This is a genomic window from Tenebrionibacter intestinalis (assembly GCF_016632365.1).
Taxonomy (GTDB): domain Bacteria; phylum Pseudomonadota; class Gammaproteobacteria; order Enterobacterales; family Enterobacteriaceae; genus Tenebrionibacter; species Tenebrionibacter intestinalis.
In genome coordinates, this window is record NZ_JAEPBH010000025.1 from 34,078 (window position 1) to 47,933 (window position 13,856).

11 protein-coding genes and 4 tRNA genes are annotated in these 13,856 nt (G+C 52.8%); 10 read left to right on the forward strand and 5 right to left on the reverse strand.

What is annotated here, in order from left to right; all coding sequences use genetic code 11:
* The first annotated feature begins 101 nt into the window (after positions 1-101).
* From alaS to luxS, 10 genes are all read left to right on the forward strand, one after another.
* Positions 102-2,729, forward strand: a complete 2,628-nt coding sequence (gene alaS / locus JJB97_RS10730; protein ID WP_238714009.1) for an alanine--tRNA ligase — start codon at positions 102-104, stop codon at positions 2,727-2,729.
* 234 nt (positions 2,730-2,963) lie between these two features.
* Entirely contained in the window at positions 2,964-3,149 is a 186-nt protein-coding gene (gene csrA / locus JJB97_RS10735) for a carbon storage regulator CsrA (protein ID WP_013574027.1), read from the forward strand.
* Between the two features lie 358 nt (positions 3,150-3,507).
* Positions 3,508-3,600: transfer RNA gene (locus tag JJB97_RS10740), tRNA-Ser, on the forward strand.
* 3 nt (positions 3,601-3,603) lie between these two features.
* Positions 3,604-3,680: transfer RNA gene (locus JJB97_RS10745), tRNA-Arg, on the forward strand.
* Between the two features lie 148 nt (positions 3,681-3,828).
* Positions 3,829-3,905, forward strand: a tRNA-Arg gene (locus JJB97_RS10750).
* Positions 3,906-4,078: 173 nt separating this feature from the next.
* Positions 4,079-4,155, forward strand: a tRNA-Arg gene (locus JJB97_RS10755).
* A 329-nt stretch (positions 4,156-4,484) separates the two neighbouring features.
* On the forward strand, positions 4,485-5,051 hold the full coding sequence (gene yqaB, locus JJB97_RS10760; RefSeq protein WP_238714010.1) for a fructose-1-phosphate/6-phosphogluconate phosphatase: 567 nt from the start codon (positions 4,485-4,487) through the stop codon (positions 5,049-5,051).
* The gene (locus JJB97_RS10765) at positions 5,048-5,476 is read left to right on the forward strand and encodes a YqaA family protein (protein ID WP_238714011.1); all 429 of its coding nucleotides are present in this window, start codon (positions 5,048-5,050) and stop codon (positions 5,474-5,476) included. The genes yqaB and JJB97_RS10765 overlap by 4 nt, the downstream gene beginning before the upstream one ends.
* Positions 5,477-5,555: 79 nt before the next feature.
* Positions 5,556-7,109 carry a glutamate--cysteine ligase gene (gshA, locus tag JJB97_RS10770; RefSeq protein ID WP_238714012.1) on the forward strand — a complete coding sequence of 518 codons (1,554 nt, stop codon included), beginning with the start codon at positions 5,556-5,558 and terminating at the stop codon, positions 7,107-7,109.
* A gap of 151 nt (positions 7,110-7,260) precedes the next feature.
* Positions 7,261-7,776 (forward strand): S-ribosylhomocysteine lyase, encoded by a 516-nt coding sequence (gene luxS, locus JJB97_RS10775; RefSeq protein WP_238714013.1) that lies wholly within the window; start codon positions 7,261-7,263, stop codon positions 7,774-7,776.
* A gap of 277 nt (positions 7,777-8,053) precedes the next feature.
* Here the strand turns inward: luxS and emrB are convergent, their stop codons facing one another.
* The 5 genes from emrB to ampH form a co-directional block, all read right to left on the reverse strand.
* A complete protein-coding gene (gene emrB / locus JJB97_RS10780) occupies positions 8,054-9,592 on the reverse strand; it encodes a multidrug efflux MFS transporter permease subunit EmrB (protein ID WP_238714014.1) in 1,539 nt (512 codons plus the stop codon).
* Positions 9,593-9,608: 16 nt separating this feature from the next.
* On the reverse strand, positions 9,609-10,775 hold the full coding sequence (emrA, locus tag JJB97_RS10785) for a multidrug efflux MFS transporter periplasmic adaptor subunit EmrA (RefSeq protein WP_238714015.1): 1,167 nt from the start codon (positions 10,773-10,775) through the stop codon (positions 9,609-9,611).
* Positions 10,776-10,916: 141 nt separating this feature from the next.
* The gene (gene mprA / locus JJB97_RS10790) at positions 10,917-11,447 is read right to left on the reverse strand and encodes a transcriptional repressor MprA (protein ID WP_238714016.1); all 531 of its coding nucleotides are present in this window, start codon (positions 11,445-11,447) and stop codon (positions 10,917-10,919) included.
* 456 nt (positions 11,448-11,903) lie between these two features.
* Entirely contained in the window at positions 11,904-12,452 is a 549-nt protein-coding gene (idi, locus tag JJB97_RS10795) for an isopentenyl-diphosphate Delta-isomerase (RefSeq protein WP_238714017.1), read from the reverse strand.
* A 104-nt stretch (positions 12,453-12,556) separates the two neighbouring features.
* On the reverse strand, positions 12,557-13,768 hold the full coding sequence (gene ampH, locus JJB97_RS10800) for a D-alanyl-D-alanine-carboxypeptidase/endopeptidase AmpH (RefSeq protein WP_399198430.1): 1,212 nt from the start codon (positions 13,766-13,768) through the stop codon (positions 12,557-12,559).
* Positions 13,769-13,856 lie beyond the last annotated feature (88 nt).

The following is a 13,856-nucleotide window of genomic DNA, read 5'->3' on the forward strand; positions in this document are numbered from 1 at the left end:
ATCTTATCCCCCAATTTGTACGCGAAACTGGTCAGACAGCGTGTAAGCGCTTACGTGGCCAGGTACCACAATGATGAGTTAAGTTTTCTTCCAGGACATCTATGAGCAAGAGCACCGCTGAGATCCGTCAGGCGTTTCTCGATTTTTTTCACAGTAAAGGACACCAGATCGTTGCCAGCAGCTCTCTGGTTCCCGGTAACGACCCGACGCTGTTGTTTACTAATGCGGGAATGAATCAGTTCAAGGAGGTCTTCCTTGGTCTCGATAAACGCAACTATTCTCGCGCCACTACTGCGCAACGCTGCGTTCGCGCAGGCGGCAAGCATAATGACCTCGAAAATGTGGGTTATACCGCACGCCATCATACGTTTTTTGAAATGCTGGGTAACTTCAGCTTTGGCGATTACTTCAAGCATGACGCTATTAACTTTGCATGGGAACTGCTGACCAGCGAGAAGTGGTTTAACCTGCCAAAAGATCGCCTGTGGGTCACCGTCTATGAAACCGACGATGAAGCCTACAATATCTGGGAAAATGAAGTTGGCGTACCGCGCGAGCGTATTATCCGCATTGGCGATAATAAAGGCGGCGCATACGCTTCTGACAATTTCTGGCAGATGGGCGATACCGGCCCGTGCGGCCCGTGTACCGAAATTTTCTATGACCACGGCGGCCATATCTGGGGCGGCCCGCCAGGCAGCCCGGAAGAAGACGGCGATCGTTATATTGAAATCTGGAATATTGTTTTCATGCAGTTCAACCGTCAGCCTGACGGTACGATGGAACCGCTGCCGAAGCCGTCTGTTGATACAGGTATGGGGCTGGAGCGTATTGCAGCCGTGTTGCAGCATGTGAACTCTAACTACGATATTGATCTGTTCCGGGCGCTGATTGCCGAAGTGGCGAAAGTGACCGGCGCGACCGACCTGTCAAACAAGTCGCTGCGCGTTATTGCGGACCATATCCGCTCCTGCGCTTTCCTGGTTGCCGATGGCGTCACTCCCTCTAACGAAGGGCGCGGTTATGTATTGCGCCGCATCATCCGTCGCGCAGTACGTCATGGCAATATGCTGGGAGCAAAAGAGGCCTTCTTCTATAAACTGGTTACGCCGCTCATTGATGTAATGGGTAGCGCGGGCGACGATCTGAAGTGCCAGCAAGTACGGGTTGAGCAGACACTGAAGACGGAAGAAGAGCAGTTTGCCCGTACGCTGGAGCGTGGGCTGGTGCTGCTTGATGACGAGCTGACGCGGCTGAAGGGCGATACGCTGGATGGTGAAACCGTATTCCGTCTGTATGATACCTATGGTTTCCCGGCGGATTTAACCGCCGACGTTTGCCGGGAACGCAATATCAAAATTGATGAAGCGGGATTTGAAGCCGCGATGGAGGCGCAGCGCCGTCGCGCGCGCGAATCCAGCGGTTTTGGCGCAGACTACAACAGCATTATTCGTATTGACGACGCGACATCGTTTAAAGGTTACGACAGACTGGAGCTAACCGGAAAAGTCAGCGCGCTGTTTGTTGATGGAAAGCCGGCTGAACAAATTGTTACAGATCAGGATGCCGTTATTATTCTTGATGAAACGCCTTTCTATGCAGAATCTGGCGGCCAGGTAGGCGATAAAGGCGTGCTTTCCGGCAGTGGTTTTAGTTTTGATGTTCAGGATACGCAAAAATATGGCCAGGCGATTGGCCATATCGGCAGGCTGACGTCTGGCATGCTTAAAGTAGGCGATAGCGTTAAGGCTGATGTCGATCAGGCGCGTCGCGCGCGTATTCGACTAAACCACTCGGCCACTCATCTGTTGCACGCTGCGCTTCGTCAGGTACTGGGTACGCACGTAGCGCAGAAAGGTTCTCTGGTCAACGATAAAGGTTTGCGTTTTGACTTTTCGCATACCGAAGCAATGAAGCCAGAAGAGATTCGGGCTGTAGAAGATAAAGTTAACGAACAGATTCGTCGTAACCTGGCTATCAAGACCGATATTATGGATCTTGCTGCGGCGAAAGCCAAAGGCGCAATGGCGCTGTTTGGTGAAAAATATGATGAGCATGTTCGTGTCCTTAGCATGGGCGATTTCTCAACCGAATTGTGCGGGGGAACGCACGCCAGCCGTACGGGGGATATTGGCCTGTTCCGTATTGTTGCTGAATCGGGTACGGCGGCGGGCGTGCGCCGCATTGAAGCCGTAACCGGAGAAGGCGCGATGGCTTCGCTGCATGCTCAGAGCGATAAACTCCATGAAATTTCACAGTTGCTGAAAAGCGACAGCAGCAGCCTGAATGATAAACTTCGCGCTGTGCTGGAGCGTTCACGCCAGCTTGAAAAAGAGCTTATGCAGCTTAAAGAGCAGCAGGCGGCTCATGAAAGCGCCAACCTGACCGAAAAAGCCGTTGATATCAAGGGCGTGAAGGTGTTGGTTAGCGAGCTGAGCGATGTTGAGCCCAGGATGTTGCGCACAATGGTTGATGACCTCAAAAACCAACTTGGTTCTACGGTTATCGTCCTGGCTACGGTATCAGATGATAAGGTTTCTCTGATTTGTGGCGTTTCCAGAGATCTGATCGATCGCATTAAGGCAGGCGAGCTGATTGGTATGGTTGCCCGGCAGGTTGGTGGCAAAGGCGGCGGTCGTCCGGATATGGCCCAGGCGGGTGGTACCGATGTGAAAGCGCTACCGCAAGCGCTGTCCAGCGTTGAAAGCTGGGTTGCATCCAGGCTGTAACAAACATTAAGCGTTAAAGCGTCATAATCTTATACCTGGTTATGGCGCTTTTGCATTAAATGATCAAAGTCAGGTTGAAGTTGTGCATATCGGCTAAACTTAGGTATACATGAAAGCAGTGTGATGACGACAGGTGCCGTCAGGCGGCTGTTATCGCTTACCGTTTTAACGTTGTATGATGGATAATGCCGGGATACAGAGACCCGACTCTTTCAATCTTTCAAGGAGCAAAGAATGCTGATTCTGACTCGTCGAGTTGGTGAAACCCTCATGATTGGGGATGAAGTCACCGTGACAGTGCTAGGGGTGAAGGGCAACCAGGTGCGTATTGGTGTGAATGCCCCGAAAGAAGTTTCTGTTCACCGCGAAGAGATCTACCAGCGCATTCAGGCTGAAAAGTCTCAGCAGACCAGTTATTAAGGTTTGAGCGCCTCGCTTTTTGCGGCGGGGCGCAACATTCATTTCGCACCCTTCCTTCCGTTTCACTTCTGTTCTGCTTTGCGTATTTTTTAACTTTATTACTCCTTCAACTTTTGCCGAGCCTAAAAATTCCTGAGTAACGCAATGTGTTTAACGGCCGCTTTCTGGTACTGGAATAAGCATTTTATTGCTGATAAAACAAACGTTTTGTCGATAAACCATGCCAACTGTTTGTGAAGTGTGCAATCAATTCACGGTTGGGAAAAAAAGTTTGACTTATAAGTCTCAGAAAGTAATATGTGCGCCATCGCAGCGACGACGAGCAAACAGTTCTTCGTCGCACTCGTAAGAGGCGCGAGGTGAGGTGGCCGAGAGGCTGAAGGCGCTCCCCTGCTAAGGGAGTATGCGGTCAAAAGCTGCATCGGGGGTTCGAATCCCCCCCTCACCGCCATTTGCATCCATAGCTCAGCTGGATAGAGTACTCGGCTACGAACCGAGCGGTCGGAGGTTCGAATCCTCCTGGATGCACCATATTCAGAGCGTTGCCGATACAGGGTTTTCCGAAAGTCGGTATCGGGCGCGAAGGCGAGCGGTGCTGGCGCAGCCGACAACGATAGCGGTTCATTTTCTGAAAGCTTGCTAAACCGCGCCTTACGGGTTCAGTGCAATAAATTTCAATGCATCCATAGCTCAGCTGGATAGAGTACTCGGCTACGAACCGAGCGGTCGGAGGTTCGAATCCTCCTGGATGCACCATATTCCCCAATGTTACCGATGGCGGGCATTCCGAAAAGGAAGATGCGGGTACCGGATATGGCGGCAAGAGAGTTGCCGTGGCGTTGGCCCAAAAGTAGGGCTATGCTGTAACCATCTTCCGCAATTTTTCGGTTTCGTGCTTTAACGCATTCAGAGCAGTAAATACATTTAATGCATCCATAGCTCAGCTGGATAGAGTACTCGGCTACGAACCGAGCGGTCGGAGGTTCGAATCCTCCTGGATGCACCATTTTACCTCATGACGTTGTGCGGCAGGATGAACCAAAAAGGAGACGTCGCGTCAGCGTTGGTCGCGATGACCTGAACGCTATTTCTCTGTCATGCCGGGCAAATTCCATACTCAACTTTTTATAGCAGCCCCGTGTCGGTTTTGCATCCGTCGCCTGTAGCGCTCTTTTCTGTTCCCGTTTCTTTATATACTGAGCGCGCCCTTTTGCCGCCGTGCGCTGACGCTGTCTGAAAACTCTTCACGCAGGTGACTGTCCCCATTGCAATTAGCGACATTTGGTACACTTTACGATAAAGTAACTCCCTGACATTTTCCTGTGTGGGGGCATAATGTACGATCGTTACGATGGGCTGATTTTTGACATGGACGGTACGATACTTGATACCGAACCCACACATCGTAAAGCCTGGCATGAAGTCCTTCGCCGCTATGACATGTGTTTTGACGAAGCGTCAGTTATTGCGCTCAATGGCTCACCAACCTGGCGTATCGCCCAGCACATCATCCATCAGCATCAGGCGAATCTCGATCCGCATGAACTGGCAGAGGAAAAAACGGCGCTGGTGAAAATGATGCTACTCGATTCTGTGCAGCCGCTCCCTCTGATTGAGGTAGTCAAGTCCTGGTATGGGCGCAGACCAATGTCAGTTGGCACCGGCAGTGAAAGCGTGGTTGCTGAAGCGTTATTGACACATCTGAACCTGCGCCGCTATTTTGACGCCGTGGTCGCCGCCGATCATATCCAGCATCCGAAGCCCGCTCCGGATACTTTTTTACGCTGTGCCGAACTGATGAGCGTTGCGCCACAGAAATGCGTGGTGTTTGAAGATGCTGATTTTGGCCTCCAGGCGGCCCGCGATGCCGGGATGGACGCTATAGACGTACGTCTGCTGTGAGCGATACGCTTTCGCTTTTCTCTCTTTTTTCCAGCAGTTTCCTGAGCGCCACGCTGCTGCCTGGCAGCTCGGAAGCGCTGCTGGTTACATTACTGCTGGCGGGTAAAAGCACGCCCTGGCTGCTGGTCACAACGGCGAGCATTGGCAACAGCCTTGGCGGCCTGACCAATATTATTATTGGGCGCCTTTTTCCGTTACGCGAAAGTTCACGCTGGCAGGCGAGCGCGGCGCGTTTGTTGCGTCGCTTCGGTTCGGCGGCGTTGTTGTTAAGCTGGGCCCCTCTGATTGGCGATCTATTGTGCCTGCTTGCGGGCTGGTTGCGCCTGGCGTGGGGGCCAGCGCTATTTTTTCTGTGCCTGGGTAAAGCGCTGCGTTACGGCATTGTTGCCGCGTTGACGCTCCAGGGTGCGGCATGGTGGCAGTAATTGAAGTGATTGATGACCTTTAATCGGCAACCATTACAATTATGCTTAATAAAAATGTATTCGACAGGCGGAGGTCAATTTGATCCCGGACGTATCTCAGGCGCTGGCCTGGCTGGAAGCACATCCTTATGCAGTTAAGGGGATTAGTCGCGGGCTTGAGCGTGAAACGCTGCGCGTTACTCCCGAGGGCGAACTGGCCCGCACCGGGCATCCGGAAGTGCTGGGTTCAGCGTTGACCCATAAATGGATCACGACAGACTTTGCCGAATCGCTTCTGGAATTCATTACGCCGGTTGACGGCGATGTTGACCACATGCTGACGTTCCTTCGCGACATACACCGCTATGTGGCGCGTAACATCGGCGATGAAAGGATGTGGCCGCTCAGTATGCCGTGCTTCATTGATGATGGCCAGGCGATAACGCTGGCGCAGTACGGCACTTCAAATATTGGGCAGATGAAAACGCTCTACCGGGAGGGGTTGCGCAATCGCTACGGCGCATTAATGCAAACTATCTCGGGCGTACACTATAATTTCTCGCTGCCGCTCGCATACTGGCAGGCCCGTGACGGGGTGACAGACATAAACAGCGGCAAGGACGTTATCTCTGATGGGTATTTTCGCCTGATCCGTAATTATTACCGTTTTGGCTGGGTTATCCCTTATCTCTTCGGCGCTTCTCCCGCCATCTGCTCTTCTTTCCTGCAGGGCAAACCGTCTGCGCTGCCGTTTGAGAAAATCGGCTGCGGCTATTATCTGCCCTATGCGACTTCGCTGCGTCTGAGCGACCTTGGCTACACGAATAAATCGCAGAGTAAACTTGGCATCACGTTTAACCACCTCGACAGTTATGTCGCCGGGCTTAAACAGGCGATTAACACTCCGTCGCAAGAGTTTGCTCGCCTTGGTTTGAAAAAAGATGGCAAAAGGCTGCAGCTTAATACTAATGTGTTGCAAATTGAGAATGAACTGTATGCGCCTGTTCGCCCGAAACGCGTAACGCGTGACGGGGAAACGCCTTCAGATGCGTTGCTACGAGGCGGTATCGAATATATTGAAGTGCGTTCGCTCGATATTAACCCTTTCTCCCCCACAGGCGTGGACGAGCAGCAGGTACGTTTTTTGGATCTGTTTATGATCTGGTGCGTGCTTGCAGATGCGCCACAGATGAGCAGCGCAGAATTGCAGTGCACGCGGGTGAACTGGAATCGCGTTATTCTTGAAGGGCGCAAGCCGGGCCTGACGTTGGGTGTGGGTTGTGAAACGGCACAGTTTCCGCTCGATGAGATTGGCCGCAATCTGTTTCGTGATTTGCGCCGCGTTGCGCAAACGCTGGACGCTATTTCCGGCGGCAGCGACTATTGTAATGTGTGTGATACCTTGGTTGCATCTTTCGATAATCCGGCGTTAACGTATTCCGCACGCCTCCTGGAGCTTATGTTGGCGCATGGGATTGGCGGCGCGGGCCAGCTTCTGGCGGAGAAATACCGTGGCATGCTGATTCAGGAGCCGCTGTCCATACTGAGCGAGGCGGATTTTCGTCAGGAGCACGATGCTTCATGGGCGCGTCAGCGTGCGCTGGAGGCGGCGGATACCGAGCCGTTTGAAAGCTGGCTGGCAAAACAGAGGTAACAGCAAAGAAAAAGGCCACATCTATGTGGCCAAACTTTCATCTCTGATCGCAGGGATGATGATAACAAATGCGCGTCTTTCATAACTTCAGACTTGCCCCGGCGCCAATAGTTCATTTAATTTAAAAAATTCACTTAACGGAGGTAGCCAGATGCCATTACTGGATAGCTTTACTGTTGACCATACGCGAATGGGGGCGCCTGCGGTGCGCGTAGCCAAAACGATGCACACGCCTCATAACGACACGATCACCGTGTTTGATCTGCGTTTCTGCGTGCCAAATAAAGAAGTTATGCCGGAAAAAGGTATACACACGCTGGAACACCTTTTCGCCGGGTTTATGCGTAATCACCTGAACGGCAACGATGTGGAAATTATCGATATCTCGCCGATGGGATGTCGTACCGGTTTTTACATGAGCCTTATCGGCCAGCCGGATGAACAGCGTGTGGCGCAGGCGTGGAAAGCGGCGATGGAAGACGTGCTGAAAGTAAAAGATCAGAATCAGATCCCGGAACTGAACGTTTACCAGTGCGGAACCTGGCAGATGCATTCGCTGGAAGAGGCGCAGAGCATCGCCCGCCATATTACGCAGCGCGGTATAGCCGTTAACAGTAATGATGAACTGGCGCTACCGAAGGAAAAATTGCAGGAGCTGCATATTTAGTCTGCAACGTTGCCGAAAACGCGCGAAAGCTTCGAGCCAGCCAGTTAAATAACCGGCTGGCGTTTTTTTTATTAGTTAGCTGTGGATAGACTCAGCAGCAGCCTTTGATTTAGCCCTCTTAGCCTTAACAGAAGCCTCTTTCCTGGCCGGCGTGTAACCCATATAGCTTTCAGTCAGCCGGCAACGAGCAAATTTCTTTTTGCTGCCGCCATCCTGTGACAGACGAAGCAGCCCGCTGCCGGACATGCTCCCCAGCCATACGCTCGCGCTACCTGTTTTAGTGCGCGCCGCCCCCGGCGCTGCCTGCGCCGAAAGGGGGTTTTGCCAGCCACACCAGCCCCATCAGCAGTAGAAATACTCCCGCTGAGGCCCAGAAAATTTCGTTGGCTGAGATAATTAACCCCTGGTTAGTTATCTGCTGCGCTATCCAGCCCGAGGCCTGCTGCTGGCTCATTCCCATACTCTGCAAGCGATCGTATATTGCCTGAGCATTGGGGTTATAAGGCGTAATGGCCTGTGTGAGTTGCGTATGGTGCATGGCTTCACGATTCGTCCACATGGTTGTGGTGATAGATGTACCAATAGATCCTGCCAGCGTTCGGGTAAAATTCGACAGGCTTGATGCCGCCGCCAGCCGTTCCGGCGGCAGCCCGGACAGCGTAATCGTGGTCAGCGGCATAAAGAAACAGGCAACGGCAAAACCCTGAATGAACTGTGGCCATGCTGAAGCGGCAAAGTCCATCCCTGGTTCAAATGTCCAGGCGCGCCAGTAGAAGCACACCGCATACATGATAAAGCTGAACGTCACCAGACGGCGCATATCCAGCTTATGGGAAAAGCGGCCAATCAGGGGCGACAGGATAACTGGAATGATCCCTACCGGAGCGGAGGCCAGCCCTGCCCAGGTGGCCGTATAGCCGTATACCTCCTGTAATAGCTGCGGTAGCAGTACAATGCTGCCAAAATAGAGCATGTAGGCCAGGCTGATACACAGACAGCCAATAGTGAAATTACGTGACTTAAACAGCGACAGATCGACAATGGGGTTGTTATCCGTCAGTTCCCAGACGATCAGGAAGCTTATCGTCACGACTGCGATAATAGTCAGTACAATGATTTCTGTGGAGTTGAACCAGTCAAGCTCTTTACCCTGGTCGAGCATTATTTGCAGACTGCCGATGCCAACTACCAGCAGGCCGAGGCCTACTGCATCAATGCGTCGTTTTTCCGTTCGGGTTTCACGGCCGCGCAGCGTTTGCAGCGTCATCAATACTACCGCGATGCCGATAGGCAAGTTGATAAAGAAAATCCAGCCCCAGTGATAATTATCGCTGATCCAGCCGCCGAGTATTGGGCCAAAGATAGGGGCGACAATCACCGTCATCGACCACAGGGCCAGCGCAATGCTGCGTTTGGCCGGCGGATAATTGCTCAGCAGTAGGCTTTGGGACAGCGGGATCAGCGGGCCTGCCACAACCCCCTGAATCACGCGGAAAAAAATCAGCATATTGAGGCTGTTTGAAACGCCGCAGGCCCAGGAGGCGAGGGCAAATGCTACCGTTGACCAAATAAACAGCCGTACTTCGCCAAAGCGCTTTGCCAGCCAACCGGTCAGCGGGATAGAAATTGCGTTCGCCACCCCAAATGAGGTAATGACCCATGTCCCCTGGCTTAGCGAGGAGCCGAGATTACCTGCGATTGTCGGAATGGCGACGTTGGCAATAGTGGAATCCAGCACCTGCATAAACGTCGCCAGAGAAAGGGCGATGGTCATAATGACCAACTGTGCGCCCTCGAGCGGTTTTTGGTGTTGCACGACAACCTCCGCCACGTCAGCCTGCGTTTGCCTGAATAATACCGTTAATCAGCTTATTAACCGGCTCCAGTTTGATTTCACGCGCGTTGCTGGCGTAGGCCGGCCCCTGGCGTTGCTGGGTTGCCAGAACTTCGCCGTCGCGGTTAGTGGTGTCCACCTTTACAAGCGTCGATAAGCCGATACGCAGCGGATGCTGCGCCAACTGTTTTTCATCAAGCTCAATGCGTACAGGCAGGCGCTGTACGACTTTAATCCAGTTGCCGGTGGCGTTCTGTGCCGGTAACAGCGAAAATGCGCTGCCGGTGCCCATATCCAGACCGACAACTTTACCGGTGTACTTCACATCATCACCATAGATATCGCTGATGACGGTGGCTTTCTGGCCGATACGCATATGGGCAAGCTGGGTTTCTTTAAAGTTGGCGTCAATCCACAGGTTTGTCGAGGGTACAATCGCCATCAGCGCGGTAGCAGGGCCAATCTGCGCGCCAACCTGTACGGCGCGGCGTGATACGTAGCCGGTCATGGGGCTGACGATACGGGTGCGCTCCAGCGCCAGCCAGGCGTTTCGCACTTCGGCGGCGGCCTGCTGCACTGCGGGCTGATCTTCAAGGCGAGTGCCGAGAATCATGGCCTGATTTGCATTGTATTGTTGCACGGCCACATCGAGTTTCGCCTGAGCGCTGGCTACCGCGTCGCGGGCGTGTTGCAGCTCCTCGCGGCCGATGAGGTTTGCGCTGCCAAGCGGTTCACGGCGGCGTAAATCGCTTTGCGCCTGCGCCAGTGCGGTTTTTTGCACGGCGATATTGGCTTCATACTGCTTGCTGTTGATCATCAACTGGCGGGTCTGGCGTACGCTGGAGGCCAACTGAGTCTTTGCTTTTTCGAACGCCTGTTGTGCATCGGTGGCGTCAAGCGTGACCAGTACATCGCCCTGCTTCACATAATCGGTGTTATCCACCCACACTTTAGTCACGCTGCCGGAGACCTGAGACATAATTTGTACCTGGTTGCCCGATACATAAGCGTCGTCTGTTTCCTGGTAGTGGCGGAGCACCAGATACCACCAGATGCCATAGGCCACAGCCAGAAGGATAAAAAATAACGTCAGCAGAAGGAGAATGCCTTTACGTTTGCTCTTTTTCGGCTTGAGTGGGGTTTGCGCTTGTGCTTGTGCGCTCATGCTTTTCTCCAGACCAATTATTATTTTAGCTATCATTAGCCACGGTTTGCGGGCTGCTCAGCCGGACAGGCCAGCATGGCGAGATGCTGGCCTGTGAAATAAGTTTACTGAAATATAACCGAACGGGGTTTTTATGCGCGGTTAGCGGCTCGTTTCTGGCTCAAACTGCGTTTTTTCCATTTTATCAAGCTGTGCGAGCAATTTGCGTGTGATCTGCTCAAGCTGCTCTTTTTCCGTACCTGAAAGCGATGACCAGAGTTGTTGAAGGCTGTTGTGCTGCGGCGGCAGTACCTGATGCAGGAATTCATGCCCTTTTTCGGTCAGATGAAGGTGCAGGCAGCGTCTATCGTTATCGCTTTCGCGGCGCTCGATCCAGCCGCGTTTTTCCAGCTCATCGGCAATGCGGGTCGCATTGGTTCGGGAAGAACCCAATGCGCAACTCAGCTCACTGGGCTGAATGCTGTGGTTTTCCTGAGATTCCAGCGTGATTAACGCCATAAACAGAGTCTCGTTAATTCCCTGCGCTTTCAGCATCTTGTTGCGATTTTCCAGTAGCTTGCCCTGCATATGCATACACAGACGCGTCAGCAAAATTTCCTGATACGGAAAATCCGCGTGCCGGCTGGCGCGAAATTTCAACATCTGCTCTATAGGAGAAAACGAACTATCCATTTTGACATAACCTCATTAATTGCGGTCGATATAGTAACCACTGTAATAAATAAAGTAAATGCATTATTTTTTGAGAGCCGGCTTATCAAAGCACGATGTGAGCTGCGGGATTGAGTGGAAAGTATTCGCTGGCGGTTGCGTCATAATAAAAGAAGGAAGGTAATATAGCGTAGAAACAGTGAGCATGGCGCAGGCGGAGATTGCGCGCTTTATCCCGCAAGCGGCGCCGCTCGCGCGAGACGCCATTGCGTTAAATAAAAATGGCCCTGTCAAACGCACGGGCTATTGAGCTGGCCTATGCGGCAAATTTTATCAATCGTCTGAAATAATGACATACGTAAGAAACAGCAATGATATATTCATAAACTGCGCTGTTCTTCACGCTCCCTTTTTTAAACCGTTTTTGGATTGCCGCTTTCACTTCCACACGACGGGGAGCGCGACGGCTTAAGGGCGTTATCGCATGCGCGAGGCCATAGCCGCCAGCACGGCCTCGCGCTGGAGTTGTTGGCCCATCCACGGGCTAAACGCTGCAGGAACGGCGCGTACGACATTCAGTACGCTGGAAACCGGCGACCAGCAAAAGTCCATTACTTCAGCGGGATTCGGCTGCGGCGAGTGGAGGGCGCGAGCAAAAAAGACCGGGCAAACCTCATTTTCAACCACACCGCCGGCATCTACCGCACGATAGCGAAAATCGGGGTCAACCTCGCATATATTCTCTACATTAAGCCCCAGTTCCTGGCAGCAGCGACGCCGTAGCGCAACTGGCGAAGGTTCATCGGGAAGTGGATGACCGCATACCGAATTTGTCCATACGCCGGGCCAGGCCATTTTACTTAAGGCCCGTCGCGTCAGCAGCAGCCTGTTTTCGTCATTAAAGATGTAGCATGAGAAGGCGAGATGAAGCGGCGTATGCGTGGTATGTACGCGCGCTTTATCTTCCGTACCGCAGATTCGTAAGTGTTCATCCAGCAGCAGCACACGTTCCGTACGGTCGTTCATAGTGGTTCTTCTGTTTGAGAATTTTCCCAATTATAGAATCGGCAGATAAATACAGTACGTTAATTGTGTGCTTGTATTGTTACAAAAAGCCGGCCTGCAAAACGTTACCGGAAAGGGCGGCTGGTCAACAATTCATCACTATTATTTATCGATGCCTGTTCAATCACAGGCTGGATGTCCTGCTGGCGACTTAATTCGCTTACCAGATCGTTTACGCCATTGCTCATGTTTGCAAAGCGGGTTAGCGGCGAGCGGGTCACCACCACAAATGCGCCGATGTTTTTTGCAGGCACCATCGCAATATAGGTAATAAAACCGCCCGCGCCGCCGGTTTTTTGAATGATGCCGGGGCGGTCGTTTTTCGGTGACATATATACCCAGCCGAGGCCCAGCGCGTCGGCGCGGCCGGGCACATCCATACCCACGACGCGGGTAAGGTGGTTGCGTTGATAAATCAGCGTCTGCATTCTGTCGGCCTGCTTGCTGCGGATGTGAAAATCCGAGGCCAGGAACTGCTGCATCCAGCGCATCATATCCTCCGGCGTGGAGTAGACGCCGCCGCTGCCGATAGCCGCCAGTGTATTGTTACACGGGCTGGCGCCTTTTTCAGGGATCATCAGGCGCGCGCACTGATCTGGCGAAGGCGTAAAAGTGGTATCTTTCATACCGAGCGGGCGCGCAATGCGTTCTTCAAACAACTGCGGATACGATATGCCCGCAGCGCGGGAGAGCGCATCCGCCAGCAGATCAAAGGCGAGGTTCGAATAGCCTGCGGTAGTGCCCGGCTTCGTTTTCAGCGTAGCGTTTTGCAGCCAGCTCCAGCGCTGTTGGCGCGTAGGCCAGACAAAAACGGGGCGATGGGCCGCGCCACCTGGCTGTTCACGCGGCAGAGCGCTGGTGTGGGTTGCGAGATTGACCAGCCGGATAGGCTCGCCGTTAAACGATGGCACGTATGCGCCTGGCGGCGCATATTTACTCAACGGATCGTTTAGCTGCACAATACCGTCGTCCAGCAACTTTACCAGCATCTCGCTTGTCATAAGTTTGGTTATGGAAGCGATGCGGACAACCGAATCAAGCTGCGGACGTACATTGTTGCCGGGCCGCGTTTCACCAAAGCTGCGAAATACGCGCTGATTGCCGTCTATTACGACCAGCGCCATGCCGGTCGCGCCGCTGTTATAAAAGATTTGATTAGCGTAGCGTTCAACGGTATCGGAAGTAAAAAGCGGCTCAGTAGACGCCGCGCCGGCCGATTGTGAAAAAGTTAACGCGGCTATTACCAGAGCGCCAGGCGCAAGTAGACGTCGTTTCAAGGTGTTCGATCCGTTAGATTCGTTAATATCATGGGGTCATTGGTATTTACACCACCCATCAGCGCTTCGCCAGCGTTCGGCGCTAATT

Coding starts and splice junctions, on each gene's coding strand:
- yqaB (WP_238714010.1), top strand. CDS start 4,485: ATGTACGATCGTTACGATGGGCTGATTTTTGACATGGACGGTACGATA.
- idi (WP_238714017.1), bottom strand. CDS start 12,452: ATGAACGACCGTACGGAACGTGTGCTGCTGCTGGATGAACACTTACGA.
- csrA (WP_013574027.1), top strand. CDS start 2,964: ATGCTGATTCTGACTCGTCGAGTTGGTGAAACCCTCATGATTGGGGAT.
- luxS (WP_238714013.1), top strand. CDS start 7,261: ATGCCATTACTGGATAGCTTTACTGTTGACCATACGCGAATGGGGGCG.
- alaS (WP_238714009.1), top strand. CDS start 102: ATGAGCAAGAGCACCGCTGAGATCCGTCAGGCGTTTCTCGATTTTTTT.
- emrA (WP_238714015.1), bottom strand. CDS start 10,775: ATGAGCGCACAAGCACAAGCGCAAACCCCACTCAAGCCGAAAAAGAGC.
- mprA (WP_238714016.1), bottom strand. CDS start 11,447: ATGGATAGTTCGTTTTCTCCTATAGAGCAGATGTTGAAATTTCGCGCC.